Consider the following 25,824-nt stretch of genomic DNA (forward strand, 5'->3'; position numbering starts at 1 on the left):
GCGGACGGCCGGCTCAGCGGCAGGCCCAGCACCCCGCCCAGCATCCGTGGCCGGCGGGCCGCGGACGCGGGCGGCGGTGCGCGCCCCGGCCCGGCCGGGGCGGGGGCTGCGCGGCCCGGCCCGCGAGGCAGGCGACCACCACCGTGATCGCGGCCAGTTCCTCGGGTTCGGCGGTGCCCCGGTGGACCCGGAGCAGGCTCGATATGGCGACGTCGCTTCCCATCGGCACGGCCTCCCAGCAGGAGAGACCCCCCTGTCGGGCCGTCCGGCCCCGACGCTGACGACGCTACGAGCCCCCCGACGGCGTGTCGTGCCGGGAAGCTCCGTCCACAGCCGTCCGGGCGACCCGCCCGGGACGACGCGCGGCCGCCCGCGCCGGTGCGGCGGCCCTGCCCAGGAGGATGCCGCCCACCGTCAGCAGCAGCCCGCACAGCTGCCGCGGCGTCAGGCTCTCCCCGGCGACGGCCGTGCCCAGCAGCACCCCCGTCACCGGGTTGAGCAGCCCGAGCAGCCCGACGGTGGCGGCCGGCAGCCGCCGCAGCCCCGCGAACCAGGCGGCGAAGGCCAGGGCCGTCGCCACGAGGACCACGTACCCGAACCCGAGCAGCGCGCGGCCGTCGAGGGCCGGCGGCGCGCCCTCCACCAGCGCGGCCAGCGGCAGCAGCAGGAGCCCGCCGCCCAGCAGCTGCCAGGCGGCCGAGGCGAGGACCCCGGCGCCGGCGCTCCACCGCTTGGCCAGGACGAAACCGAGGCAGGACATCGCCATCGCGGCGACGGAGGCCAGCACCCCGAGCGCGTCGGCCGCGGCGCTCCCGGTGAGCAGCATCAGCGCCACCCCGGCCACCCCCAGCACCGCCCCCGCCAGGTGCCGGGCCGCCGGCCGCTCGCCGACCAGCGGCCAGGCGAGCAGCATCAGGGCCAGCGGGGCGGTGGCCATCACCGTCGCGGCCACGCTCGTCGGCAGCCGCTGTGCGGCCACGTACACCAGGGCGAAGAACCCGCCCATGTTGAGCACGCCCAGCAGCAGCGACTTCCACCACCAGGAGCCGCTCGGCAGCTTGCGGCAGACCGCCAGGAGCAGCAGCCCGGCGGGCAGTGCTCGGATCGCCGCCCCGTAGAGCGGGTGGCCGTCGGGGAGGAACGCGCGGGTGACGTAGTAGTTCGCGCCCCACGCCACGGGGGCGATCGCGGTGACCAGCGACCACCGCAGATTGGCTTCCATGGAAGACATAATACCTTCCGTGGAAGCTATGCTGGAGGGGTGAAGCACGACAAGCACCAACGGCCCGAAGAACCCGGGCCCGCACCCCTCGACCACGTCGCCCGGATCCAGGCCGACTGGTCCCGCGAACGCCCCGACCTCGACGTGAGCCCCCAGGGGGTGATCGGCCGGCTGCACCGCATCGGCGTGCTGCTCACCGACCGCCTCACCCCCGTCTACCGCCGCCACGGGCTGGGCGAGGGCGAGTTCGACGTCCTGGCCGCGCTGCGCCGGGCGGGTGAACCGTACGAACGGGCGCCCGGCGAACTGGCGGCCCACACCATGGTGACCACGGGCGCGATGACCAAGCGGATCGACCGGCTGGAGCGGGACGGGCTGGTCGCCCGGCGCCGCTCGGCCGCCGACGGCCGGGGCCGGGTGGTCGCCCTCACCCCGGTCGGGCGCGAGGTGATCGACCGCGCCTTCGCCGAGCACATGCGCAACGAGCGGGCCCTCCTCGACGACCTGGCCCCGCAGGAGGCCGCCCTGCTGGAGGAGCTCCTCACCACCTGGCTGGCCCGGATCGAGCCACCGGTGGAGGGCGGCGCCTAGGGGGTCCTAGCGCCGGCCCAGCTTCACCCACTTGGCCGTACTGGGCACCCCGCGCGCGTCGAGCAGGAACAGCATGTAGTACCCGGGCGGGGCGTCCGCCGCCGTCGGCGGGGTCCGCAGGGTGATCGTGTCGCCCCGCACCGCGGTCAGCGGCAGGTCCAGGTGCCGCTGGCTGGTGTTCACCGCGTGGGTGACCGTGGTCGGCGCCAGCAGGACCGCCCGCCGGACGGTGGAGGCGGTGGAGCTGCGGACCTCGAAGGCGGCGCCGTGGGCGAGTTCGCCCCGGGGCGCGCGGTCCAGGGCGGGCCGGGCGCCCCGGTGGAGGTACGCGGGCTCGTAGATCTCGATGCTGCCGTCCATCGGGTCCCGGATGTCGGGGTCGTTGGCGATCTGCTGGAGCTCGTCGCCGGTCACCATCACCCGCCCGTCGGGCATCACCAGGGCGTTGGAGTGGTAGCCGCGGGGCAGCCGCTGGGCCGGGCCGAGCCGCCAGTGGCCGCGCGCGTCGCGCAGCTCGGTCTGCCGGTACTTGAGGTCGGCCTTCGGGTTGAAGGGGCCGTGGCCGTAGTCGCGGGTGTCCAGCGCCCCGTTGACGGTGAGCAGGGTGGCGTCCGGCAGGATCAGCGTGTCGTCCTGGGTGCGGCCGAAGGCCCGGGGCCGCTCGGTGGTCCACCGCCCGGCCGCCAGCCGGTAGGTGTTCGGGTCGCGCGGGTCTCCGCCGAGCACCAGCACCGAGTCCGGCCCGCGCAGGCCCGCCGGGAGGGGCACGGCGGATCCGTAGCCGCGGAAGTCCGCCGGGCGGCGGGGCAGGTCGCGCCGGGTCTCCTTGACCGGGTCGAACAGCCACTGCTGGTCGGCGTCCCGGCCCAGCCCGTAGATCATGCCGTCCCGCAGCGAGAACAGGTGCGGGTAGTCGTTGCGGAAGGGCGCGTCCGCCCCGAACCGCTCCGCGGCGACGCCCAGCGGGATGTCGTACGGACGCCAGGGCACCGGCAGCCCCTTCGCAGGGAACCGCTCCACCACCGGGGTGGGGGTGCCCGTACCGCGCTCGGACTGGCCGGACATGATGATCTGGCGGCCGTCGGCGCCGGTGACCGCCGAGGGGTACCAGCGGCCCACCGCCATGTCCCGGTTGCGGTACCAGTGCTCGGTCCAGGGGTCGAAGACGAAGGACAGCTTCGCGCCGCTGCCGCCCTTGCCGCCGGTGTTGCCGCCGAAGACCGCGAGCATCCCGTTGGGCAGGAAGGCGTGCCCGGCGCAGAAGAACGGAGCGGGGCGCGGGACGTACGTACCGTCGGGCATCAGCACGGTGGGCGGCCGGACCTCCTTGAAGGCCCGCGCGCCGGTGCCCCTGGCGGGGTCCCAGAGGAAGGCGCGGCCAGCGTTGGTCGGGCCGATCCGGTCGGTGGGGCCCGTTTCCTTGGTGGGGTTGACCTCGACCCGCTCGAAGGAGAAGAGCAGCACCTTGCCGGTGGGCAGCTGGGCGAGATGGACCCCGAAGTCGGGGGAGGGGAAGAACTCCGCGAAGCGGCCGGACTCCGCCGGGCGGAAGGCCTTGTTGGCCAGCGCCTGCGACTGCGTCAGCGAGGCCAGGCCCGCGGTGCGGGTGGCCTGCGGGTAGTCGTCGGTGTTCCGGGCCGCCCGGCGCCGCTCGGCGTGCGCCCTCGCATGCTCTTCCCCGATCACGGCCGCCTCCGCGGCCGTGGCCCCGCCTTCCCCGGGGTCGTGCCCGGGGGCGGCGGCCGAGGCCGGGACGCCCAGGGTCGCAGCGACGGCCAGCGCGGAGAGGAACACGCCTGCGGACCGTGCGACGGACCGGTGTGCTCGGGACATGCGACTCCTCGGTGTGCGACCGCTCGCGTCGGCGGGAGGGGCGGAAGGGGCGGGAGGGACGCCATGCTAGAAGACAAGGCGCATATCACCTCATATGACGCGACCCCGCGTCCCCGGACGAGTGGCCGCGGGCCCGCCGTACACCCCTTAGGCCGTCCCGGCCCGGTGCCGGCGCCGGTAGGAGAGCGTGAGGGCCCCGAGCAGCGGACCCCAGGCGGCCAGCGGGAGGTAGAGGAACCCGACGAGGGCGGCGCCGGAGGCCGTCATGTCGGGGTGGGGTACGAGCCACCAGAAGGCGAACGGCGTCCACACCAGGGTCAGGACGGCGGCGCCGACCCCGGCTGCGGCCACCACCCGGCCCGGCGCCGGCCTGCGCCCGCCCACCAGCGGGATCCAGCGCGGGAGCACCTCGCCCCAGGGCCGCACCAGCCCGAGCGTGAGCAGCGCGAGCAGCTCACTGGCCACGCTGAGGAGCACCACGTACACGCGGCCCCAGCCGGGTATCCCGGCCGCCGCGTAGCCGGCCTCGGTGTATCCCGCGAGGAATCCGGCGGCGAGGAACAGCCGCCAGACGCCGGTCGGCAGGGTGAGCAGGGCGGTGATGTGCGCGGCCCGCACGGCCCAGCGGGGCGCGGCGGGAACGGTCGGGGCGGTGTGGTTGCGGGTCATGACCACCATGCTGTCGGCCGCCGCCCGCCCGGGCGTCGGCCCCGGGTACCTGCCGTGAGGCCGCCTCCGGCAGGACCCCGGCGGCCCGGTCTCCCCCGGACGGGGGAGACCGGGCCGCCGGGGTCCTGATGGCTCAAGCGCATACAAAAAACGCCCCCGACGAATTGACGTCCGGGGCGTGCGTCTGCGTATATTCAATGGTTCACGCTCTCGTTTAAATGAGGGCGTGAGGAAGCTTTACGGGGACATCGTATCGCGCAGGGAGCGAAATTGTCAAACATGGAATTCCAGAGTGAGCAGCAATTCATCACGGAGCTCTACGCGCGCCTCGAAGACCTGCGGGACCAGGCCGAACGCGCCGTGCGGGGCGCCCTGAGGGCGAGCGGCGGCGGTTTCCAGGCGCGGCTGGAAAGGGATGTCCTCGTCGCCGAGCAGTCCGGTCTGCTTTCCGCGCTGAACGCGGCCGAGCACGGCCTGTGTTTCGGCCGGCTCGAGTTCACCGACGGCCGCGACCACCACATCGGCCGAATCGGTATCCGGCAGGACGATCCCGAACGCACCCCGCTCGTCGTCGACTGGCGTGCCGAGGTGGCTCGCCCCTTCTACCTCGCGACCGGGCACGTCCCGATGGGCCTGCGCCGCCGGCGTCACATCACCACCCGGGGCCGGGACGTCACGGCCCTCCACGACGAGATCCTCGACCTCGCCGACACCGAGCGCACCGGGTACGAGGGCGCCGACGCGGACGCCGTGCTGCTCGCCGCGCTCGACGCCGCCCGCACCGGCCGCATGCACGACATCGTGCGGACCATCCAGGCCGACCAGGACCGCATCATCCGCTCGCCCCACCAGGGCGTCCTCGTCGTGGAGGGCGGCCCCGGCACCGGGAAGACCGCCGTCGCCCTGCACCGCGCCGCCTTCCTCCTCTACGCCCACCGCGAGCTCCTCGCCCGCCGGGGCGTCCTGATCGTCGGCCCGAACCCCGCCTTCCTCGGCTACATCGGCGAGGTACTGCCCGCCCTCGGCGAGACCGGGGTGCTCCTCGCCTCGCCCGGGGACCTGTACCCGGGACTGCACGCCACCGGCACCGACCGCCCCGGCGCCGCCGCCGTCAAGGGCCGCGCGGCCATGGCCGAGGTCCTCGCCAGGGTCGTCGCCGACCGGCAGACCCTGCCCGAGGGCGTACCCGCCGGCAGCGGCGAGGAGAGCGCCGTGGTCCCCGAACCGGCGCTGGAGATCGACCACGACGACTACGGCACCCTCCTGCTGGACCGGACCATGGCCCACGCCGCCCGCGACCGGGCCCGCGCCACCGCCCTGCCCCACAACCAGGCCCGCCCGTACTTCGCGTTCGCCGTCATCGACGCCCTCACCGAGCAGCTCGCCGACCGGCTCGGCGCCGACCCCTACGGCGGCCCCAACCTCCTCGGCCCGGACGACATCGCACAGCTCGGCAAGGAGATCGCCACCAGCTCCGAGGTGCACGCCGCCATCGACGTCCTCTGGCCGCACCTCACCCCGGAGCAGCTGATCGCCGACTTCCTCGCGGACCCCACCCACCTTCCCGCGCGGGACGCCGAGCTGATCCGCCGCACCTCGGGCGACTGGACCCCGGCCGACATCCCGCTCCTCGACGAGGCCGCCGAGCTCCTCGGTGTCGACGACAGTGCCCGGCGGGCCGCCGCCGAGCGCGACCGGCTGGAGCGGATCGCCTACGCCCAGGGCGTTCTCGACCTCTCCCAGGGCTCGGAGTCCTACGAGTTCGAGGACATGGAGAGCGAGTACCTCGCCGCCCACGACATCATCGACGCCGAGCGCATGGCGGAGCGGCAGGAGGAGGCCGACCACCGCACGACCGCCGAACGCGCCGCCGCCGACCGCACCTGGGCCTTCGGGCACGTCATCGTCGACGAGGCGCAGGAGCTGTCCGAAATGGCCTGGCGGCTGCTCATGCGCCGCTGCCCGACCCGCTCCATGACCCTGGTCGGCGACCCGGCGCAGACCGGCGACGAGGCGGGCTGCGGCTCCTGGAAGCAGATCCTCGACCCGTACGTGGGGGACCGCTGGGAGCAGGTACGGCTCGGCGTCAACTACCGCACGCCCGCCGAGGTCATGGAGGTGGCGGCCGCCGTGCTGCGCCCCCACCGGCCCGGCTTCGAACCGCCCCGCTCGGTGCGCTCCACGGGCGTACGGCCCTGGGTGCGCGCGGCCGGCGACGACCTCGCGGGCGCCGTCGCCGGGGCCGTGCGCGACAGCGCCCCGGCCGAGGGCCGGCTCGCGGTGATCGCCCCGCGCCCCCTGCACCCGGCCCTGGCCGCCGCGCTGCCCGGCGTACGGGCGGGGGAGGAGCCCGACCTCACCCGGCCGGTGGTCCTGCTGGACGCGCGCCAGGCCAAGGGGCTGGAGTTCGACACGGTCATCGTGGCCGAACCGGCGGACCTCCAGCCGAGTGACCTCTACGTCGCGCTCACCCGGGCCACCCAGCACCTCGGGGTGGTGCACACCGGCCGGCTCCCCGAGGGCCTGGCCGACGGGCCGGCCGACGGACTGGCCGATCGACTGGCCGAAGGGCCGGCCGCCTGAGGGCAAGGGACCGGCCACCCAGCCGATGTGTGGCCGGATTCGCCCGTCTCTAGGGGGCTTTGGCCGTCGTACTGTGGCCGAATGCCTGTAGTTGACATCAGTTCCAGCACCCCAGACTTCGACTCCGACCCCCACTCCTTCTACGCGGCACTGCGCGCCGCGGGGCCGGTGCACCAGGTCAGGGGCGTCATGCCCGAGGAGGATCCGTACTGGATCGTCGTCGGGTACGAAGAGGCCCGCCAGGCCCTCACCCACCCGGACCTGCTGAAGGACTGGCGCGCCTCCGGGCTGTATCCGGACATCGAGCCCAGCGCCTCCAACGCCAACATGCTGGAGTCCGACCCGCCCCATCACACCCGGCTGCGCCGCCTGGTGGCCCGGGAGTTCACCGCCCGCCGGGTGGAGGCGATGCGCCCCCGCGTCCAGCAGATCACCGACGAACTGCTGGACGCGATGGCCGCCCGCCCCGAGCGCTCCGCCGACCTGATCGAGTCCCTCGCCTTCCCGCTCCCGATGACGGTGATCTGCGAACTCCTCGGTGTCCCGGACCTCGACCGCGAGCGCTTCCGCCAGTGGTCCAACGACATCGTGGCGCCCCGCCCCGAGGCCACGAACGTCGACGCGCACGTCCAGCTCAGCCTCTTCCTCGCGGAACTCATCGCCGACAAGGCCAAGTCCCCCGGCGACGACCTGCTCAGCGCGCTGATCCGCACCCGCGACGAGGACGGCGACTCGCTGTCCCCCGACGAGCTGATCGGGATGGCCTTCCTGCTGCTGGTCGCCGGCCACGAGACCACCGTCAACCTCATCTCCAACGGCGTACGGGCCCTGCTCGCGCACCCTGGCCAACTCGCCGCCCTGCGCGCCGACTACGACGGGCTGCTGGGCGGGGCCGTGGAGGAGATGCTCCGTTACGACGGCCCCGTGCAGAACGCCACCTACCGCTACGCCGCCAAGGACGTGGAGCTCGGCGGCGTGGTCATACCAGCCGGGTCCGTCGTGCTCGCCTCGCTGTCCGGCGCCGGCCGGGACCCGGGCCGCTTCGCCGAGCCCGACGTGTTCGACATCCGCCGGGCCCCCGGAGGCCATCTCGCCTTCGGGCACGGGCTGCACTTCTGCATCGGCGCCCCGCTGGCCCGGCTGGAGGGCCGCATCGCGATCCGCGGCCTGCTGGAGCGCTTCCCGGACCTCGCGGTGGACCCGGACGGAGGTCCCCTGGAGTGGCTCCCGGGCAGCCTGATGCACGGCGCGAGCCGGCTTCCGCTGCGCTGGTAGCCGCCGTCACCGCAGGGCGGCACGCCCCCGTGCTGCCGCCCCGCGGAGGCGGACACCAGCTGCCGGTACGCGTTTTGGATTGGTACGCGATCCTCAATACGATCCGGCGATGATCACAAGAAAACGGCTGGCGGCCCGGGCCCTGGGCCTGCTCGTCGCCTTGACCGCGGGACTCCTCCCGGCGACCGCAGCCGCTGCCGACGGACCGGCGAAAGAGCCGCCCAAGGTCGACCTCGTGCTCGACGTCAGCGGCTCGATGCGCGCCACCGACATCGACGGCCAGTCCCGTATGGCCGCCGCCAAGCAGGCCTTCAACGAGGTCCTCGACGCGGTGCCCGACGAAGTCCGCCTGGGCATAAGGACCCTGGGCGCCACCTACCCCGGCGAGGACAGGGCGCTCGGCTGCAAGGACACCAAGCAGCTCTACCCCGTCGGCACGGTGAACCGCACCGAGGCGAAGACCGCCGTCGCCACCCTCGCCCCCACCGGCTGGACACCCATCGGGCCGGCCCTGCAGGCCGCCGCCCAGGACCTGGAGGGCGGCAACGCCACCCGCCGGATCGTCCTCATCACCGACGGCGAGGACACCTGCGCCCCGCTCGACCCCTGCGAAGTGGCCCGCGAGATCGCGGCCAAGGGCATCCACCTCGTCATCGACACCCTCGGCCTCGTCCCCGACGCCAAGACCCGCGCCCAGCTCACCTGCATCGCCGAGGCCACCGGAGGCACGTACACCTCGGTGACCCACACCGCCGAACTCTCCGGCAGGGTCAGACAGCTGGTCGACCGGGCCGCCGACCCCGTCGCCACTCCGGTGGCCACCGAGGGCGCCAAGCAGTGCCAGGGCGCCCCGCAGCTGAAGGCCGGCCTCTACAGCGACCGCGAGGGCTTCGGCGAGCACCGCTGGTACCGCGTCGACGTGCGCCCCGGCCAGGAGCTGCGCGCCTCGGTGAGCATCGGCGCCGACCGGGCCGTCAACAACGACTACGGCGTGCTGCTGCGCGCGACCACCGTCCACGGGCGGGAGATCGTCCGCGGATCCGAGGCCGGGGACGGCCGTACGGACGTGATCTCGACCGGTCTGCGCTACCCGAAGGCGGAGCTCGACGGGGCGGACGGGGACGCCGCCGAGGCGCCCGAGACCGTCTGCCTCCAGGTGAGCAACTCCTTCTCCGCGGGCCCGGCCGTCAAGACCGCCCCCGGTATGCCCGTCGAGCTGACCATCGACCTGGTCGACGGCCCCGACGAGGCCTCCGACGTGGCCTCCTTCGGCCTCGGCCGGGGCTGGTGGCTGATCGGCCTGCTGGCGCTCACCGGCCTGCTGGCCGGTCTGGTCTGGGGCTGGATCTCGCGCTGGCGCATCTCCGTCTGGAGGACCAACTGATGCGTACCGTACGCACCCTGACCGCCGCTCTGCTGGCCGGAGCCGCGCTCCTGGCCCCGGCGGCCGCCGCCACCGCGGCCCCGAGCCCCACCCCGAGCGCGGGCGCGGGCACCGGGAAGGACGGGCAGGCCCCGACCGAGGCCGGCACGGGCTTCCGTACCGCGGCCCTCTTCCGGCCCGGCCAGAAGGCCACGGCCGCCGGGTCGGCGGGCGACTACCTCTACTGGGCGTTCCCCGCCGACACGGGCCAACGGGTCACCGTACGGGCCGCGGTGACGCTCCCGGCGCCCGCCGCCCGGCACGGCGCCTCGACCTGGCGGCTCGACGTGTACGACGGCCTGCGCCGCCGGCAGCCCTGCGCGTACGGCACGCAGAGCGCGGCGGCGGCCAAGGAGGCCGCCACCGTGGAGCTCTCCTGCACCCTGCGCACGGTCCGCTCCGGGGCCGAGACGTGGTCCAACGACCCGCTCCCGGGCAGCTACTACGTCCGCCTGACGGTCGTGGCCCTGCCCGAGGAGGACCTCGGCCAGCCCGTACGGGCGCAGGTCGAGGCCGACGTGCGGGAGCAGGGCGGGGCCCACGCCGTGGACGCGGCCCTGGCCGAACCCCTGGTCCCCGGGATCTCCGGCGCCACGCAGGAGCAGCGGGCCGCGCGCGCCCCCGAGGACGGCTGGTCCGGCGGCTGGTGGTCCGACCGCTGGCTGTGGACGGCCGCCGGAGGCCTGCTCGGAGCCCTCGCGGGGATCTACGGGTACTCCCTCACCCGCGGCTCGGGCCGCCCCTCCCGGCCCCAGCAGTGAACCGGTGCCGCCGCGCCCGAAGGCGCGGCGGCACCGTCGGAATCCCGCCATACGGGACCCCGGGACCAAATGATCTTCCGGACACGGAGCGTGGGCTATGTTGGGGGGAGAGTGACGTCAGAAGGAGGCCCCCGGTGTCATCGGGTCAGCAGGCACGCGCGCAGGCGGCCGCGATCACGCCGAGCGGAGCCATCCCCCCGGAGCAGGAGAAGGCGCCGGCCGACCGGCTCCTCGCGCTCTTCGACGGCCACCGCCTCTCGCCGGGCCAGCGGCGGATCGCCCAGTACCTGATCGACCACCTCACCGAGGCGGCCTTCCTCTCCATCACCGAGCTCGCCGAGCGCGTCGGCGTCAGCCAGCCGTCGGTGACCCGGTTCGCCTCCTCCCTCGGCTTCAGCGGCTATCCCGCCCTGCGCGAGGTGCTCCAGCCCATCGCGCTGTCCGCGGTGGCCGGCACCCCGGACAGCAGGGAGCAGATCCGCCACAACGAGCTCCAGGCCGCCGTCGACGCCGAGATCGAGAACCTGGAGAACGTACGCCGGCTCCTCGCCGACACCAACCAGGTGCTGGGCATCGGCCGCGAGCTGGCCCGCTCCGTCCCGCTGACCGTGCTGGGCCTGCGGATCTCGGTCTCCCTCGCGGAGTACTTCGCCTACGCGGCCCGCCGCATCCACCCCGACGTCCGCCTGGTGACCCGGGGCGGCAGCGTGGCCTACGACGCCCTGCTCCAGTCGCGGGCGGCGGGCGGCAGCTGGGTGCTGGCCTTCGCCATGCCCCGGCACGCCAAGGAGACGCTGGCCGCGCTGCGGGCGGCCCGCAGCACGGGGCTGCGCGTCGTGCTGATCACGGACCCCACCGTGGGGCCGCTGGTGGAGGCGGCCGACGTGGTGCTGACCGCCGGCACCGGTTCGCGGCTGGTCTTCGACTCGTACGCGGCCCCCGGAATGCTCTCCGCCGCCCTGCTCCAGGCGATGGCCGACGCGGACCCCGAGCGGACCCAGGCGCGGCTCGAACAGTACGAGCAGGCCGCCGACCAGCACGGTTTCTTCCTGTAGGGCCAGATTTCACCCGTTGTGAACCCGCTGTGAATCCGGTGTGAACCACGAATCGCCTCGGGATATTCAGAGCCAGGGCATGCATGAAATTTTTCATACCCTTGCTTACTCGACGGTATATATGTTTACTGACGGCGGCGCTCCGGATCCCTCAGACGCCAAGGCGGGCGACCCCACGTCCACCTCGAACGGACACCCAGTACGCCGATCCTCCTCACGGCGGCACCGGGTGCCGAGTCAGGGCTTGCGGATCCCCCGGAGGAGCGCCCATGGCGGCCTCGGTCAACCCCTGGGCCGAGGCCGCCCACCAGCAGTGTCTCGATCAGAGTTCGACACCCCTCGGAAGTGACGAGAATGTCCCAGACGGCCACCCTCACGCGCAGCCCGGACTGGCCCCTCCAGGTCAAGGCGCCCGGCACGCACGACTGGGAACGCACCGCCACCCGCTGGCTGCGCGACCTCCTCCCGGCCCGCTACGGCGGCTATCTGACACTGACCCGTCACCACGCCCTCCTCGCCCGGCACGTACAGCTCCAGCTCCAGCACGAGATGCGCGCCGTCCGCGTCGCCCTGCACACCAGCCGGGCCGACCTGCCGACGATGGGTGTCGCCGAGTCGGTCATCGAGAACACGATCAGGATGTACGCCATCGAGCTCGAGCAGCTCGGCCGCCTGTCCCGGGGCGCCCGCCTGGTCTCCGAGGCGCTCCTGCTGAGCGCCACCCCGGGCCAGCGCAAGCGCTGACCCGGGACGCCGTCCGCCCGCCGGACCGCCGGGCCGTCAGGCCTGGCAGAGGCCGCGCGCGTAGTCGTACGTCGCGGTCGCCTGGGAGTACTTCCACTGCGGCGCCAGCAGGGAGTCCTTCAGCTGGTTCGCCGCGGCCGGGCTCTCGACGACGTAGCCGAAGTCCTGGAGCCAGGACGGGTAGAGGTTCTTCGAGCCGATGTAGAAGGCCGAGTCGTCCACCGAGACCAGCTTGTGGTGCTGGGCGTACGGCTTGCCGTCCGCCCACGTCGCCTTGTCCGAGGCGCGGAAGGTCGCCAGCTGGAGGCTCTGGCACATCGCCGCCTTCGCCTTCCGCTCGTCACCGGTGAGGGCCGTCAGGCGGCCCCGCAGCGCGTCGCTCACCTCGTTCAGCGACTTGATCTGGGAGTAGCCGTCGCTGCCGACCGCGCCGCGGTTCGCCGGGTCGCTGACGACGATGCGGACCTTGACGCCGGACGCCAGCTTCGCGGCGAGGGTGTCGTAGAGCCGGATGTCGTAGCGGGGGAGCGGCGGGCAGGTGGCGTTGAGGTCCTGCTGGGAGATCTCGATGTGGCTGTTCGCGCTGGCGACCAGCGCGCGCAGGGCGCTCTCCTCCGGGTTGACCGTGTCGTAGTCCCGGTCGGCGTTGGTGTTGTCGTGCACCCCGATGCCGCACTTGGTGTCGGGGGCCGTCGGCAGCACCGGCTTGAACGCCGAGGTGGGGTCGCTCTGGCGGATGCCCACGCCGAGGCCGCCGACCGCGAGGGCCGGGACGTCCCCGCCACCGGCCGGGGCGGCGGGCCGGGGCAGCGTGGGCAGGCAGCCGGCGCCGTTGGAGGAGGCGAACCAGACGCTGCTCCAGCTGCTCTTGTTGCGGCAGGTCCAGTCCCACAGGGTGTCGAGGTAGCGGCCGGCCGAGCCCGCCGCCGGACCGGACAGCGCGAGGTCGACGTCGTTCACCGGGTGAGCGGTGTCGAGGTAGTCGTCCTTCCAGCTGTTGATGCCGCCGGTGATCACCGAACCGCCGTCCACCACCACCAGCTTGGAGTGGTTCCAGGAGAAGCCGGTCTTCGAGGTGGTCATCGAGGCCACGTTGAGGGTGATGTTCGCCGCCGCCGGGCCCAGCTTGGCCACCATCTCGTCGCGGTACGAGGACGGGATCACGTTGGCGTGGTAGATCGGCGCGGCGCCCACCAGGATCCGGACCTGGAGCCGGTTGCCCTTCTGCACGGCCTCCTTGAGGCCGGCCACGATCGCGTCCTGGAAGCCGCCGTTGGGGAAGGGGGCCAGGGTGGATATGTCCACGCTCTGGCGGGCCTGGGCGATGTCCTCCCGGGTCTTGTCCAGCAGCCGGCGCGAGCCCGGGCGCTCGGTGCAGGACGGGTCGCCCCAGCAACCGGGCGTCTGGAGCAGCCAGTCGGAGCCGCCGGGGGCCGAGGCGCCGAGGCGGTTGCCGGCCGTGCGCTCCCAGACCGAGCCCTCCAGGCCGGGGGACACCTGGCGCAGGGTCTGCTCCACGGAGTCCAGGTGCGGGGTGGGCGCCGCGTCGGCGAACGCCGGCGTGGCGGGGAGCAGGGCGAAGGAGAGGGTGAGCGTGAGGGCCGTCGTGCGGACGGTGCGTGCCAATGTGGTTCCTTGGAGAAATGGGGGGTGGCTCCGGCCGGGCGGCACCGCGGAGAACCGGGCCCCGGCCTTGATCAACTCGCGCAAGTTACCAGCCCGTAGCCCTCTGTTCACCAGGGCGTGGTCTGCTTCCGGCCACCCCGCGCGGCGGCGTCCGGGCCCCGCCCGGCGGCGTCCGGTCACCCGCTCCGGCCCGCGTGGCCGAAACCCGACGGGTGGAATCCGTCCCTCCGCGTTGGGCGGGAGGCACCGGGTGCGATCATGGCCGGATGTCCGGACCCACCCCTGACGCCGCACACTGGCCGCCCGCGCCCGCCGGTGCCACCGGCCGGCTGCTGGAACTGTGCGGCGACGGTCTCACCGGGTTCATGCCCCCCGCGCTGCCCGACGCGGCATGGGTGCTCAACGCCATGTACGAGCACGAGCACGAGCACCCCAACGGGCAGTGCCCGGCCGACGTGCCCGCCGTCGCCAAAGACGGCCTGGGCCGCGCCGAGCACCCGGGCCCCGGCTGGCGGCGCCTGCGCTGGGCGGAGCTGGCACGGCGCACCGGCGACCCCGTCGCCACCGCGGAGCTGCCGCCCTGCTACCGCAGCTTCCCCTCGGTCGCGGCGGCCGGCGGCCAGGCGCGCGGCATCTACTGGCCCACCGAGGGCAGCATGGACCGAGAGACCTGGAACCGGACGATCGAGATCCTGCTCCGGCACAGCCCCGAGGGGGCGGACACCCGCTGCCTCGCCTACTACAGCCCGCTGACGCTCCCCGCCTGGGACTTCGACGACATCCACGTCCGCGCCGGCCGCCTCGGCGACGCCAAGGCCCTCTACGACTACCCCGAAGCCGACTTCAGCCCGTCCAACCTCTGGGCCGAGGACCACTCGTGGGTCGTCTGCAGTGACTACGACCTGTGGGCCTCCAAGGTGGCCGGTCCCGCACCGCTCGTCGAGGCCCTCCTGGCGGACACCGAACTGGAAGCGGTACGGATGCCCCCGGCGCCCTGGTCCTGAACCGGCCCGCCGGGGGCGCCCCTCAGAGCCAGGGGATCTCGTCCGCCCCGTAACGGTAGGCGCGGAACACCGAGTTCTGGGCGCCGCGCGAGGACTCCAGGCCCGTGCCCCGGCTGAAGGAGCCGAACTCCGGGACGACGAACTCCCACACCACGTCCCCCTCCGGGGTCACCTCGAAGAGCCGCCCGAAGGAACCCTCCGCCACGAAGGTGTTCCCGTTGGGCAGGCGCTGCGCGCTGGACATGTACGGGCTGTAGAAGTTCTGCGGCGGGTTGTCCTCGTACGACCACACCTGCTCGCCCGTGACCGGATCGAGCTCCAGCACCCGCGAGTACGGCACCGAGGTCGTGTCCCGGTAGGTCCCGTTGTCGAAGACCAGGATGGTGCCGCCCGGCAGCTCGTGCGGATGGTGCTGCTGCGCCAGCACGTCCGGGCCGATCCGCCAGCGCACGGAGCCGTCGGCGCGGTCCACGGCCACCGTCGTCGACGCGCTGCGGAAGCCCACCACGATCCCGCCGTCGGCGAGTTCGTTCACGGTGTTGGCCATCGGCCAGTGCTCGCGGGCGAAGTGCGGGTTCAGCGGCACCTCCTCGGGGTCCAGGTGCTCGATGGCAGCCCAGCGCCACACCACCTCGCCGTCCCAGGTCAGCTCGTACACCACGTCCCCGTAGATCACCCCGCCCGGGGCCTCCGAGCCGGGGATGCCGCCGCGGATCCGGGCGGCGTCCGCGGGCGCCAGCGGTTCCACGACCGTGATGAGCAGGTTGCCGTTGCGCAGGACGGATGCGTCGTGGTGGTGGAAGGGGTGCCGGACCTCGCGCAGCACGGTGGAGTCCGGGGCCAGTTCCTGGAAGATGCCGCCGTGGTAGACGTCCCAGATGGGGAAGAGGGTCGGGACCGAGGTGTCCTTGGCCGCGTAGAAGAGGGTGCCGCCCGGCAGGAGCTGCGCCTGGCGGCCCGGCGGGTGCGGGGAGTTCCAGGTGTGGGCGGTCTTGCCCTCGATGTCGACGAGGTGGATCCGGCCGTCGCCGGTGATCGGCGTGTAGAGGGTGTAGCCGCCGTAGCTGCGCCCGGGGTCGTGGGCGCGCAGTCCGGTGCCGCGGCGGCGCAGGGTGTTCTGGTCGACGGTCATGGGATGCCTGCTTTCGTGTGGTGCGGGTCGGGTGGGGTCGGGTGGGGTTCAGGTGAGGGTGACGGCGCCGGGGTCGGCGGCCTTGAGCGGGCCCGGGCGCAGCCGCTCCCGCAGGGCGGGGGCGTCGGCGGGGCCGGGCAGGGATTGGGTGGCCTTGGCCCAGGCGGCCTCGTCGGCCAGCTGCGCGAGCAGCTCGGGGGTCAGGCTCGCCCCGTACGCGTAACGGGGGTGGAAGGCCTCGACGTAACCGGGCTGCAGTGCCCCCTTGGACTGGCCGACCACCGCCGCCCGCGCGGCGGCCGGGTCGGCCTCGGCGGCCCGCTGCGCGCGCAGCACCGTACGCAGGACCGCGGTCGCCGTCGCGTCGTCGGCGGCGGGGCCCGCGACCAGCAGGGTGCGCGCGGTGTAGCCGGAGAAGGGGACCTCGGCGTAGCGGTCGGCCAGGGCGGTGCGGGCGGCTTCGTAGAAGCTGGGGAAGGTGACCCCGGCGTCGATGTCGCCGCGGGCGAGCGCCGCGGCGACCTGGTTCGGGGCCAGGTTGACCACGGTCACGTCGGCCGCGGTGAGCTGCGCCGAGCCGAGCATCCGGCTCAGGGCGTACTCGACGTTCGTGCCCTGCGGGACCCCGACCTTGCGCCCCTTGAGCGCCGCGAAGCCGGTGATGCCCCGGTCGGTACGGGTCAGCAGGCGCCAGTCGGAGAACCGCGACAGGTCGGCGACGATCCGCACGTCGCGCCCGCCGAGGGCGGCCGTGACGGCGGGCAGGTCGCCCACCACCCCGAACCGGGCCTGGCCGCCGAGTACGGCGTTCAGCGCGTCCCGCCCGGTGGGCAGGGTGGTCACGGTGGCGTCGAGGCCCTCGGCGGCCCACAGCGAGCGCTCCTGCGCGAGGTACACCGCGGCGCCGCCGAGCTGGTCGCTGCCGGCCAGCGTCACGGCCCGCCGGCCGTCGCCGCCGCCGGGCCCGCCGGCGCAGGCGGTGGCGAGTACGGAGAGCAGGGCGGCCAGCAGTACGAAGGCCGCCGCGCGGGGTCTGGGCATGGGGGTGGTGTCCTTCCTTGGAGGAACCCGGCGCCGCGGGGCGCGGCAGGCACGGGTGTCGGTCCGGGGCCGGGCCCCGGCCCTGGTGCGGCGAGGTGCCGGTACGGTCCGGTCCCGGCTCCGGTTCACGGCCGGGCCCGAGGTGACGGGCGATCAGCGAGAGCAGGTCCGGTCCGGGTGGTGGGCGGGGGGCCCCGGGGCCCCGCAGGCCGGTACCCGCCGGGGCCGGGGGAGGGCCCGGGCGCCGCCGGGCCAGAGGTGACGGGCCCTGGTGCTGTCTGAAACGGTTCGGGGGCCGGGCCGCGGGACCCGGTCGTGTCGGGGGTGCCGTGCGGCGGCCGTTCGGCCGGGCGGGAGTGACGGGCGGTCAGAGTGGCCTGGCGCCCGGGTTCCGTCTGGCCGGGGCCAAGGGTTCAGCCGGAGTCCAGGTGGCGGGCTATCAGTGCGCGCAGCGCCGGGTCGGGCGGGCCCGGCGGGACGGGGTGGTCGGCCAGGACCCGGCCCGGGGAGGCCCCGAGCACCACCACCCGCCCGGCCAGGGCAAGGGCCTCGTCGATGTCGTGCGTCACGAAGAGCACGGTGGTGCCGCTGCGCTGCCAGAGCCTGCGCAGCAGGTCCTGCATCCGGGTCCGGGTCAGCGCGTCCAGCGCCCCGAACGGCTCGTCCATCAGCAGTACTTCCGGCCGCGCCGCCAGCGCGCGGGCCAGCGCCACGCGCTGCTGCATCCCGCCCGACAGCTGCGCCGGGTACTTGTGCGCGCCGTCCGCGAGCCCGACCTCCGCGAGCGCCTCGAGCGCCCGCTCGCGCCGCTCCCGGCGCGGCAGCCCGAGCCGCTTGAGCGCGAACTCGACGTTGCCCCGCGCCGTGCGCCACGGGAAGAGCGCGTAGTGCTGGAAGACCACGCCCCGGTCGGGCCCCGGCCCCTCCACCGCCCCGGCGCCCGCCGTCACCCGGCCCGACGTGGGGCGGACGAACCCGGCCACCGTGTTCAGCACCGTGGACTTCCCGCAGCCGCTGGGCCCCAGCAGCGCGGTGAAGGACCCCGCCGGGAACACCAGGTCGGTCCGCTCCAGCACCGGGGTCCCGCCGTACCCCACCGACAGCCCCTCCAGCCGTACCTCCAGGCTCATGACGCGCTCCAGTGCACGAAGCGGCGCCCCACGGCGGCCAGCACCAGATCCGCGGCGACCCCCAGCAGCCCGAGGACGAGCAGCCCCGCGAACATCCGGTCCACCCGCAGGAACTGGCCGTCCACCTGGAGCCGGTACGCCAGCCCGCTGTCCGCGCCGCCCAGTTCGGCGGCGACCAGCGCCAGCAGCGCCACGGAGGCGCCGTAGCGCAGCGCGGCCAGCAGCGCGGGCGCGGCGGCGGGCAGCAGGACCTCCGTGAACCGCCGGTGCAGCGGCGCCCCCAGCGAGCGGGCCGCCCGCAGGTGCGACACCGGCACCCGCGACACCCCGTCGTGCACGTACAGCCAGACCGCCAGCAGCACCGCGTAGGCGATCAGCAGGCGCTTGGCGCTCTCGCCGATGCCGAACCAGGCCGTCGCGAGCGGTACGAGGGCGATGGCGGGGATGGGCCGCAGGAAGGAGACCACCGGGGTGACGGCGGCCGACAGCCTCGGCAGGTACCCCGTCGCGAAACCGAGGGCGCCGCCCACGACCGCACCCAGCGCGAAGCCCTGCCCGGCGCGGGCCAGGCTCGCTCCCAGATCGGCGGCCAGCACCCCGCTGCGGGCGCTGTCCGCCAGCGCCGCGGCCGTCTCGGCCGGGGTGGGCAGCAGTCCCGGGGCCACCGCGCCGGACCAGGCGAGGAGGGACCAGAGCGCGAGCACGGCGGCGGTCGCGCCCAGGGGCGGCCCGAGCCGGCCGACGGCCCGGGCCGTGGGGGAGGGGGTGGGGGTGGGGGTGGGGTGCACGCGAGCACTCCTCGTCTCGTTGATAAGTGAGGTCAATAATTGACCACGCTTATGAACGGGCTGTTGCAGCAGTACGAAACCTCCCGGGCCCACCCGGCCCCCCGCGGGCGATGGGGTACGTTCGCCAGCGTGTCCCGACCCGAACCCACGCCCGAAGCCGTCGAGGTCGGCCGCGCGATCCGCGGCTGCCGCACGGCACGCCGGGTCTCCATGGCCGTGCTGGCCGCCCGCTCAGGCCTCTCGCAGCCCTTCCTCAGCCAGCTCGAACGCGGACTGGCCACGCCCAGCCTCAGCTCGATCTACCGGATCGCCGAGGCCCTCGACGTGGCGCCCGGGACCTTCCTGCGGCCCCCGGACCGGCCGGGAGTGGTCAGCCACGAGAGCGACCCGCAGGTGATCCGCGTCAGCGAGGCCGCCGGGCAGGTGGCGCAGGTGCTCATCCCGGGCGGGCGCAGCGCCCTGATGGAGGCCTACGAGCACCACTTCGAGCCCGGCCAGGGCGAGCGCGGCTGGTTCGAACACCCCGGCGAGGACTTCCTCTACGTACTGGAGGGCGAGATCGTCCTCGAGGTCAAGGGCGAGGAACCCCTCCTGCTGGGGGCGGGCCAGAGCGCCCACCACCGCGGCGACCTCCCGCACCGCTGCGCCCTGGCCGGCGGCGGCACGGCGGCCCGTACCCTGCTCGTGATCGCGAACCCGTAATTACCGGGGCGCGGCGTAGCAGCGTACGGCGACCACCCGGTTCGGCCCCCACCGCTGCTCGACGGTCTCCAGCAGGCTCCAGCCGAGGCGCTCGTAGAGCGCGGCCGCCGCGGTGTCGGAGGCCACCACGTCGAGCACCGGATGCAGTGCGCGCTCCCGCGCGGCCCCGACGGCCCGCGCCATCAGCAGGGCGCCGGTCCCGTGGCCCCGCTCGGCGGGCGGGACGAACAGCCGGCTGATCACGGCCACGCCCTCCACGGGCATCCCCGTACGCAGGCTCCACAGCCCCGGCGCGGCGTCGCCCGGCTCGCTGCGGCACAGCCCGATGTGGCCGGCGATCCGGCCGTCCCGCTCCGCGACCCAGCTGTCGAGCAGGGCGGGCGGCGACAGCCACCCCGCCGGCTGCCCGGGCCAGTCCACCGGGTAGCCGGCGGCGCGGTGGACCTCGGCGAGCGCGCGCACGCACGCGCCGAGGTCGTCGGGTTCGCGTCGCCGGATGTCCATCCGGTCATGCAACCACAGCGGGATCCGCCTCAGGACAGACGGGTGACCCTGGCCCCGAACGAAGGCTCCGTCAGGTCCGTTCCCACCGCGACCGGCACGCTCTTCGCGCCGTCCCCCTCGCCCACGGTCAGTACGCCGACCTCGGTGCCCGCCTTGGCCTCGTGCGGCACCGCCTTGGCGCCGGCGCCGAGCGAGAGCCGCAGCTGCTGCCCCGGTACGCCGGCCACGGTGAGGTCCTTCGTCGCCACGAGCGGGGTCGTCCCGCCGAGCCCGTCGGACACGTGGCCCACCAGCTGCCCCTTGCGGATGACGGTGGCCGGGCCGAGCGCCGTGCGGACCGCCTCGATGACCTTGCGGCTGTTCTCCTTCACCAGTACCAGGCTGTTCGCGCCGTTGGGGTCCGGGCCGTCCACGTGCTGGTCCATCATCGTGCCGAGGATCAGCGAGTCCCCGCCCCCGACGGTCTTGTACGCGGCCCACATGAGTGTCCCGCCCGCGGGGGTGCTCGACCCGGTCTTGATGCCGTTGATGTTCAGGCCGCGGGCGAGGAGCAGGCTGCTGTTGTTGTTCTCGAGCGGCGTTGCCAGCCCCTGGATGGTGGCGTTTGGCATCGCCACGACCGCGCGGAAGGCCTCCTCCTTCATCACCGCCTCCGCGAGCTTCAGCTGGTCGACGGCGGTGCTGACGGTGCCGGCGTCCAGGCCGCTGGGGTCCGTGTACGTGGTGTCCTTCATGCCGAGTTCCTTCGCCGCGGCGTTCATCTTCGCCACGAACGCGGCCTCGTTGTCGCTGCCGGTGTCCCAGCGGGCCAGCAGGCGGGCGGCGTTGTTGGCGGACGGGATCATCATCATCTTGATCAGGTCCAGCTGGCTGAACTTCTGCCCGGCGGTGAGCCCCTCGACCCGGGACTCGTCCCCGGAGGTGCCGTCGGCCACCGCCTTGGCGTCGACGTCGATCTTCGGGCCGGGGTCGTTCTTGCGCAGCGGATGACCCTTGAGGACCACGTACGCCGTCATCACCTTCGCCACGCTGGCGGTCGGCATCGGCTTCTGCTCGCCGAAGGTGCCGATGTCGCCGGAGCCGGCGACGCGCACGGCCGCCTGGCCCTTGGCCGGCCAGGGGATGGAGGTCGAGCCGTCGAGGGTGTACGAGGTCTGCGCGCCGATGAGCTGCGGGGCGGGGAGCGGGCGCAGCATCTGGGCCCCCGCGACGGCGGCGCCGAGCAGCAGCACGATCGGGGTCCACACCTTGACGCGGCGCGTGAGGGTGCGGCGCGGGGTCTCCGGCGGGGGAGCGGTGTTGGTCAGCTCCGCCAGCAGCTCGAGCGGCGGCAGCGGGGCTTCACGGGTGGCCTCGACGACCGCCGGTTCGGGCCTCGGCGCCACCGGCTCGGGCTTCGGCTCGGGCTTCGGGGCCGGCTTCGGCTTCGGCTCGGCGGTGGGGGCGTCGAGGTCCTTGAGCGCGACGAACTCGCTGGTCCGCTCGGAGTCCGCGCCCTCCCGCTCCTGCTCGTCGGGGGTGTCGGCTTCGCCGTCGGCGGTCTTGGGCTGCGCCGGTCCGTGCTCCTCCTCGGGCGGCTCAGGGGCCGACCGGTCGGCGGTGGTTTCCCCACCCTCGGGGGCGGCTGCGGTGTCCTCGTCGTCCTCGTCGCCGTCGTCCGGCTGCTCCGGGGCTTCCCCGGCGGCGGAGTCCACCGGTGCCGGCTCCTCCGCCGGGGTGGCCGCGGTGACCTCGTCGGCGTCCTCGGCTTCCTCGTCGGTGGGGTCGTCGGTCGCCGAGCTCTCGGGCGTGGATATCTCCGCCGGATCGCTGCCCGGGTCCGGCTCCTGCCGGTCGTCGCCGGTCTCGGTGCGCGACTGCCGGCCGGGGGTGTCCTCGCCCGCCGGGGCATCGTCGTCCGCCGGCCGGGGTGCGGGCTCCGGTTCCTCTTCCTCCGGGCCGTCGGCCGGCTCCGGGCCGTCGGCCGGCTCCGCCCCGTCGGCCGGCTCCGCCCCGTCCGGGGTCTCGGTCCGCGCCTCGTCCGGGCCGGGCTCTTCGGGCGCGTCCGTGCGGCCCGGCTCGTCGGCCCGGGCGGCGTCGGGATCGCCGGCCGCGAGGTCTCGTACCCCTTCGGCGGCGGCGTCGCCCTGTTCCCGCTCCGCCGCCGGGGTCTCGGCCCCGGCGCCCTCCCGCCCGGTACGGGAACCGCCCAGCGCGGTCTCCCCGGCGGACTCGTCCGCTCCGCCGCCCGCCACCGTTTCCGCCTTCATCCGTGCCCCACCTTGCTGTTCACACCCGGCTCCGCCGGTTCCGCCGTCACCATCGAGGGCCGTCCCGCGGCCCGCTGATCACCTAGATGGCCGACGGGGCCTCCGCGTTCCGTCCTGTGCGGGCTGTGACGGTTCGGTCATACTCCGCCGGTTTGACGAGCCCTCACCAAGTCTGCACTATTCCACTAACGTGTTAGTGGAATGAGGTGGAGCCGATGGAATTCCGAGTCGACCGACGCAGCGGCGTCGCCACCTATCTGCAGCTCGTGACCCAGGTCAAACAGGCCCTGCGGCTGGGCGTACTCGAGCCGGGCGACCGGCTGCCGACGGCCCGGGAGGTGGTCGCGGCCACCGCGATCAACCCGAACACCGTCCTCAAGGCGTACCGGGAGCTGGAGCGCGAGGGGCTCGTCGAACCCCGCCCCGGCGCGGGCACGTTCGTCCGCCGCTCGCTCTCCCACCCCGGCACGGCGGCCGATTCGCCGCTGCGCCCGGCCCTGGCCGCCTGGATGGCGCAGGCGCGCGAGGCGGGCCTGGACCGCGAGGACATCACGGCGCTCATCGCGGCCGCCGTGGACGAAAGCTTCAACCCCTCCGGGCCCGGGCCCGGACAGTCGAGAGAGGAAACGGCGTGAGCGATCCGACCCACGCGCCGGCGCTACGAGCGACCCGGCTCGGACGGGAGTTCGGCGGCCACTGGGCCCTGCGCGAGTGCGACATCGAGCTGCCCGCAGGCCGCATCACGGCCCTCGTCGGCCCCAACGGCGCCGGCAAGAGCACCCTGCTCCAGCTCGCGGCCGGCCTGCTGCGCCCGACCAGCGGGCAGATACGCGTCTTCGGCGGTGCCCCCGGCACCGCCGGGGCCCGCCGCCGCACCGGATTCCTCGCCCAGGACAAGCCGCTCCACGCCCGCTTCACCGTCGCCGACACCCTGCGTCTGGGCCGCGAACTCAACCGCGGCCACTGGGACCAGGCCGCAGCCGAGCGCCTGATCACCGGCTCGGGCATCCGCCGCGACGCCCGGATCGGCTCGCTCTCCGGCGGCAACCGGACCCGGGTCGCGCTGGCCCTCGTCCTCGGCAAGCGCGCCGACCTGCTGCTCCTGGACGAGCCGCTGGCCGACCTCGACCCGGTCGCCCGGCACGACGTCATGGCGCTGCTCATGACCGAGGCCGCCGAGCACGGCACCGGCATCGTGATGTCCTCGCACGTCCTGGCCGAGCTGGAGGACGTCTGCGACCACGTGGTGCTCCTCAAGGACGGGGCGGCCCGGCTCTGCGGCGACGTCCAGGAACTCTGCGCGGCGCACACCTGGATCACCGGCCGGGCCGACCCGCTGGAGGGCGACGGACTGCCCCGCTCCTTCGACCGCGGCGCCGTCGTGCACTCCGCCGTCGGCGGCCGTCAGGTCACCGCACTCGTCCGCACGCCCTCCGACGCCCCGCCGCACTCCGACCGCGCGGCGGACGAGCGGTGGATCACCGAAACCCCCTCCCTGGAAACCCTGTTGCTCGCCCACCTGCGTGCCCCTGCCCCCCGCCCCGCCGCCGAGAAGGAGGCCGCCGCATGAAGGGCGTCCTGTGGCTGGCCTGGCGCCAGCAGCGCCTGATGATCCTGTCCGCCCTCGGCCTGCTGGCGCTCTGCGCGGCGCTGGTGGCGTACCGGCGCTCCGAGATGACGGAGCTGATCGACGCCACCGGCTGGGTGCCGTGTCCGGGCTGGGACGGAGGCTGCGAGAGCCTCGCCACCTTCCAGATCATGGAGGGCAACTCCGCCGGCATCCGCATGCTCGGCACCCTCGGCCTCGCGGTACCCGCCCTCATCGGCGTGTTCTGGGGCGCCCCGCTCGTCGGCCGGGAGCTGGAGACGGGGACGTTCAAGCTGGCCCTCACCCAGGGGGTGGGCCCGCGGCGCTGGTTCGCGGCCCGGTTCGGCCTCGCGGCGCTCGTCGCCGTGCTCGTCGCGGCCGTCATCGGCGGCCTCGTCGCCTGGTGGTGGCTGCCCATCGCCAACACCCTCGACGGCCCCTACTGGCACGACGCCGGCATCTACAACGCGACCGGCCCGGCCCCCGTGGCGGGCGCCCTGTTCGGCCTCGCGGCCGGAACCCTCGCGGGCCTGCTGGTGCGCCGGGTCCTGCCCGCCATGGGCGCGGCCTTCGCCGCGATCGGCACGGCCATGGTGTTCGTGACCTTCTTCCGTACCGCCTGGACCGACCCCGAGACCCGCATCACGCCCGGTATGACGCCGAAGCGGGCCGTGGGGAGCGCCTGGTCCACCGGGCAGTTCGGCTACCTCACGCCCGACGGCCGCGAGCACTCCATCGACACGGTCTGCCAGACCTCCGGCGAGGAGCTGAGGGCGTGCATGGCGGAACACGGCTTCGTCGCGCGCTACCACAAGGTCTATCCCAGCGGTGAGTTCTGGACCTTCCAGTGGATCGACACCGCCCTCTACCTCGGCGCCGCGGCCGCGCTCGTGGCCCTCACCCTGCTCGTCCTGCGCCGCCGCACCGCCTGACGCGGCCACCGTCAGGCATCCGACGGCCCCGCGGCCCGACCACCGCACCCTTCCGTCCGCACCCCAGGGGGACCCCTCATGGCCACCAAGAAGAACCTCACCGCCGACCGCGCCAGCGTCGGCCACAAGGTCCGCTACGCACTGAGCAACCCGACCCGCATCGCCCCGTACGTACGCCGCGCCGCGCGCGACGGCTGGCTGCGCTTCAAGCACCCCGACCACGTGGGCTACTACCGTGCCGTCATGGCCTCCGACACCGGCCGCAACCCGGAGGCGGCCGTCGGCAGCCAGACCCACGACCGCTGGCTGGCCCTCGGCAAGATGCAGTTCGACTACCTCGTGGAGCACGGCCTCGCCCCGAGCCACCGCATGCTCGACATCGGCTGCGGCAACCTGCGCGCGGGCTGGCGCTTCATCGAGCACCTCGACGCGGGTCACTACTACGGCATCGACATCTCGCCCGACATCCTCATCGAGGCCAAGCGGACACTGACCGGGCGCGGACTTCAGGACAAGCTGCCGTACCTGACCATCACCCAGGACCTGACCCTGGACTTCCTGCCCGACCGCCACTTCGACGTGGTGCACGCGCACAGCGTGTTCTCCCACTCGCCGATCGGGATCATCGACGAGTGCCTCGCGCACGTGGAGCGCGTACTCGCGCCCGGCGGCCGGTTCGACTTCACCTTCGACCGCACCGAGGGCGCCGAACACCAGGTCCTGCGCGAGGACTTCTACTACCGCACCCGGACCCTCGTCGACCTCGCGGCCAAGCACGGGCTGAAGGCCCGCTTCATGGACGACTGGGAGAAGCTCGGCCACGGCCAGTCCAAGATCCGCGTCACCGCGGCCTGACGGCGGCCCGGCCCGGGCAGGGGAGCCCCGCGACGGCTTCCCTGCCCGGGCCTACGGGTGCTCAAACTTGCTTGGTACCGGACTACTTCAAGCATGTTCCTTCAAATAGGCTGCCCC

General features: G+C 74.1%; 24 protein-coding genes. 13 read left to right on the plus strand and 11 right to left on the minus strand.

Annotated elements, in window-relative coordinates; translation table 11 throughout:
• Positions 1-13: 13 nt before the first annotated feature.
• Complete coding sequence (locus OOK34_RS26995; protein WP_267036449.1) at positions 14-223, minus strand: acyl-CoA carboxylase subunit epsilon; 210 nt, start codon at positions 221-223, stop codon at positions 14-16.
• Between the two features lie 63 nt (positions 224-286).
• On the minus strand, positions 287-1,222 hold the full coding sequence (locus OOK34_RS27000; RefSeq protein WP_267036450.1) for a DMT family transporter: 936 nt from the start codon (positions 1,220-1,222) through the stop codon (positions 287-289).
• A gap of 39 nt (positions 1,223-1,261) precedes the next feature.
• Here OOK34_RS27000 and OOK34_RS27005 point away from each other — a divergent pair, with 39 nt between their 5' ends.
• The gene (locus tag OOK34_RS27005) at positions 1,262-1,813 is read left to right on the plus strand and encodes a MarR family winged helix-turn-helix transcriptional regulator (RefSeq protein WP_267036451.1); all 552 of its coding nucleotides are present in this window, start codon (positions 1,262-1,264) and stop codon (positions 1,811-1,813) included.
• 6 nt (positions 1,814-1,819) lie between these two features.
• Here OOK34_RS27005 and OOK34_RS27010 read toward each other — a convergent pair whose 3' ends face one another.
• Together OOK34_RS27010 and OOK34_RS27015 are read right to left on the minus strand one after the other, a co-directional pair.
• The gene (locus tag OOK34_RS27010; protein ID WP_267036452.1) at positions 1,820-3,646 is read right to left on the minus strand and encodes a glyoxal oxidase; all 1,827 of its coding nucleotides are present in this window, start codon (positions 3,644-3,646) and stop codon (positions 1,820-1,822) included.
• Between the two features lie 147 nt (positions 3,647-3,793).
• Positions 3,794-4,315 carry a hypothetical protein gene (locus OOK34_RS27015; RefSeq protein WP_267036453.1) on the minus strand — a complete coding sequence of 174 codons (522 nt, stop codon included), beginning with the start codon at positions 4,313-4,315 and terminating at the stop codon, positions 3,794-3,796.
• A gap of 279 nt (positions 4,316-4,594) precedes the next feature.
• On the opposite strand from OOK34_RS27015, the gene OOK34_RS27020 reads away from it, so the two are divergent.
• The 6 genes from OOK34_RS27020 to OOK34_RS27045 all read left to right on the plus strand — a co-directional run bounded on the left by OOK34_RS27020 (position 4,595) and on the right by OOK34_RS27045 (position 12,156).
• Positions 4,595-6,898: an ATP-binding domain-containing protein gene (locus OOK34_RS27020; RefSeq protein ID WP_267036454.1), complete on the plus strand. Its 2,304-nt coding sequence runs from the start codon at positions 4,595-4,597 to the stop codon at positions 6,896-6,898.
• Between the two features lie 81 nt (positions 6,899-6,979).
• Positions 6,980-8,173: a cytochrome P450 gene (locus OOK34_RS27025; RefSeq protein WP_267036455.1), complete on the plus strand. Its 1,194-nt coding sequence runs from the start codon at positions 6,980-6,982 to the stop codon at positions 8,171-8,173.
• A gap of 109 nt (positions 8,174-8,282) precedes the next feature.
• On the plus strand, positions 8,283-9,557 hold the full coding sequence (locus OOK34_RS27030) for a VWA domain-containing protein (RefSeq protein WP_267036456.1): 1,275 nt from the start codon (positions 8,283-8,285) through the stop codon (positions 9,555-9,557).
• Entirely contained in the window at positions 9,557-10,357 is an 801-nt protein-coding gene (locus OOK34_RS27035; RefSeq protein WP_267036457.1) for a hypothetical protein, read from the plus strand. Before OOK34_RS27030 ends, OOK34_RS27035 begins: the two co-directional genes overlap by 1 nt.
• A gap of 134 nt (positions 10,358-10,491) precedes the next feature.
• Positions 10,492-11,412, plus strand: a complete 921-nt coding sequence (locus OOK34_RS27040) for a MurR/RpiR family transcriptional regulator (protein WP_267036458.1) — start codon at positions 10,492-10,494, stop codon at positions 11,410-11,412.
• A gap of 354 nt (positions 11,413-11,766) precedes the next feature.
• Positions 11,767-12,156 (plus strand): hypothetical protein, encoded by a 390-nt coding sequence (locus OOK34_RS27045; RefSeq protein ID WP_267036459.1) that lies wholly within the window; start codon positions 11,767-11,769, stop codon positions 12,154-12,156.
• 36 nt (positions 12,157-12,192) lie between these two features.
• Here the strand turns inward: OOK34_RS27045 and OOK34_RS27050 are convergent, their stop codons facing one another.
• Positions 12,193-13,782 (minus strand): phospholipase D-like domain-containing protein, encoded by a 1,590-nt coding sequence (locus tag OOK34_RS27050; RefSeq protein ID WP_267036460.1) that lies wholly within the window; start codon positions 13,780-13,782, stop codon positions 12,193-12,195.
• 266 nt (positions 13,783-14,048) lie between these two features.
• Between OOK34_RS27050 and OOK34_RS27055 the strand changes: the two genes are divergently transcribed.
• Positions 14,049-14,786 carry a hypothetical protein gene (locus tag OOK34_RS27055; RefSeq protein ID WP_267036461.1) on the plus strand — a complete coding sequence of 246 codons (738 nt, stop codon included), beginning with the start codon at positions 14,049-14,051 and terminating at the stop codon, positions 14,784-14,786.
• A gap of 22 nt (positions 14,787-14,808) precedes the next feature.
• Here OOK34_RS27055 and OOK34_RS27060 read toward each other — a convergent pair whose 3' ends face one another.
• The 4 genes from OOK34_RS27060 to OOK34_RS27075 all read right to left on the minus strand — a co-directional run bounded on the left by OOK34_RS27060 (position 14,809) and on the right by OOK34_RS27075 (position 18,877).
• On the minus strand, positions 14,809-15,918 hold the full coding sequence (locus tag OOK34_RS27060) for an aryl-sulfate sulfotransferase (RefSeq protein WP_267036462.1): 1,110 nt from the start codon (positions 15,916-15,918) through the stop codon (positions 14,809-14,811).
• A gap of 48 nt (positions 15,919-15,966) precedes the next feature.
• Complete coding sequence (locus OOK34_RS27065) at positions 15,967-16,959, minus strand: ABC transporter substrate-binding protein (protein WP_267036463.1); 993 nt, start codon at positions 16,957-16,959, stop codon at positions 15,967-15,969.
• Positions 16,960-17,372: 413 nt separating this feature from the next.
• A complete protein-coding gene (locus tag OOK34_RS27070; RefSeq protein ID WP_267036464.1) occupies positions 17,373-18,089 on the minus strand; it encodes an ABC transporter ATP-binding protein in 717 nt (238 codons plus the stop codon).
• Positions 18,086-18,877, minus strand: coding sequence for an ABC transporter permease (locus OOK34_RS27075; RefSeq protein WP_267036465.1), 792 nt, complete (start codon positions 18,875-18,877; stop codon positions 18,086-18,088). Before OOK34_RS27075 ends, OOK34_RS27070 begins: the two co-directional genes overlap by 4 nt.
• Before the next feature lie 129 nt (positions 18,878-19,006).
• Here OOK34_RS27075 and OOK34_RS27080 point away from each other — a divergent pair, with 129 nt between their 5' ends.
• Complete coding sequence (locus tag OOK34_RS27080; RefSeq protein ID WP_267036466.1) at positions 19,007-19,579, plus strand: helix-turn-helix domain-containing protein; 573 nt, start codon at positions 19,007-19,009, stop codon at positions 19,577-19,579.
• Here OOK34_RS27080 and OOK34_RS27085 read toward each other — a convergent pair whose 3' ends face one another.
• Positions 19,580-20,083 carry a GNAT family N-acetyltransferase gene (locus OOK34_RS27085; protein ID WP_267036467.1) on the minus strand — a complete coding sequence of 168 codons (504 nt, stop codon included), beginning with the start codon at positions 20,081-20,083 and terminating at the stop codon, positions 19,580-19,582.
• A gap of 29 nt (positions 20,084-20,112) precedes the next feature.
• The gene (locus tag OOK34_RS27090; protein ID WP_267036468.1) at positions 20,113-22,332 is read right to left on the minus strand and encodes a D-alanyl-D-alanine carboxypeptidase; all 2,220 of its coding nucleotides are present in this window, start codon (positions 22,330-22,332) and stop codon (positions 20,113-20,115) included.
• 215 nt (positions 22,333-22,547) lie between these two features.
• Between OOK34_RS27090 and OOK34_RS27095 the strand changes: the two genes are divergently transcribed.
• The 4 genes from OOK34_RS27095 (at position 22,548) to OOK34_RS27110 (ending at position 25,707) form a co-directional block, all read left to right on the plus strand.
• The gene (locus OOK34_RS27095) at positions 22,548-22,967 is read left to right on the plus strand and encodes a GntR family transcriptional regulator (RefSeq protein ID WP_267036469.1); all 420 of its coding nucleotides are present in this window, start codon (positions 22,548-22,550) and stop codon (positions 22,965-22,967) included.
• On the plus strand, positions 22,964-23,902 hold the full coding sequence (locus OOK34_RS27100; protein ID WP_267036470.1) for an ABC transporter ATP-binding protein: 939 nt from the start codon (positions 22,964-22,966) through the stop codon (positions 23,900-23,902). The genes OOK34_RS27095 and OOK34_RS27100 overlap by 4 nt, the downstream gene beginning before the upstream one ends.
• Complete coding sequence (locus OOK34_RS27105) at positions 23,899-24,852, plus strand: transporter (RefSeq protein ID WP_267036471.1); 954 nt, start codon at positions 23,899-23,901, stop codon at positions 24,850-24,852. The genes OOK34_RS27100 and OOK34_RS27105 overlap by 4 nt, the downstream gene beginning before the upstream one ends.
• Positions 24,853-24,930: 78 nt before the next feature.
• Positions 24,931-25,707, plus strand: coding sequence for a class I SAM-dependent methyltransferase (locus OOK34_RS27110; RefSeq protein WP_267036472.1), 777 nt, complete (start codon positions 24,931-24,933; stop codon positions 25,705-25,707).
• The last annotated feature ends 117 nt before the right edge of the window (positions 25,708-25,824 follow it).

The organism is Streptomyces sp. NBC_00091, from assembly GCF_026343185.1.
In the GTDB taxonomy this organism is placed as follows: domain Bacteria; phylum Actinomycetota; class Actinomycetes; order Streptomycetales; family Streptomycetaceae; genus Streptomyces.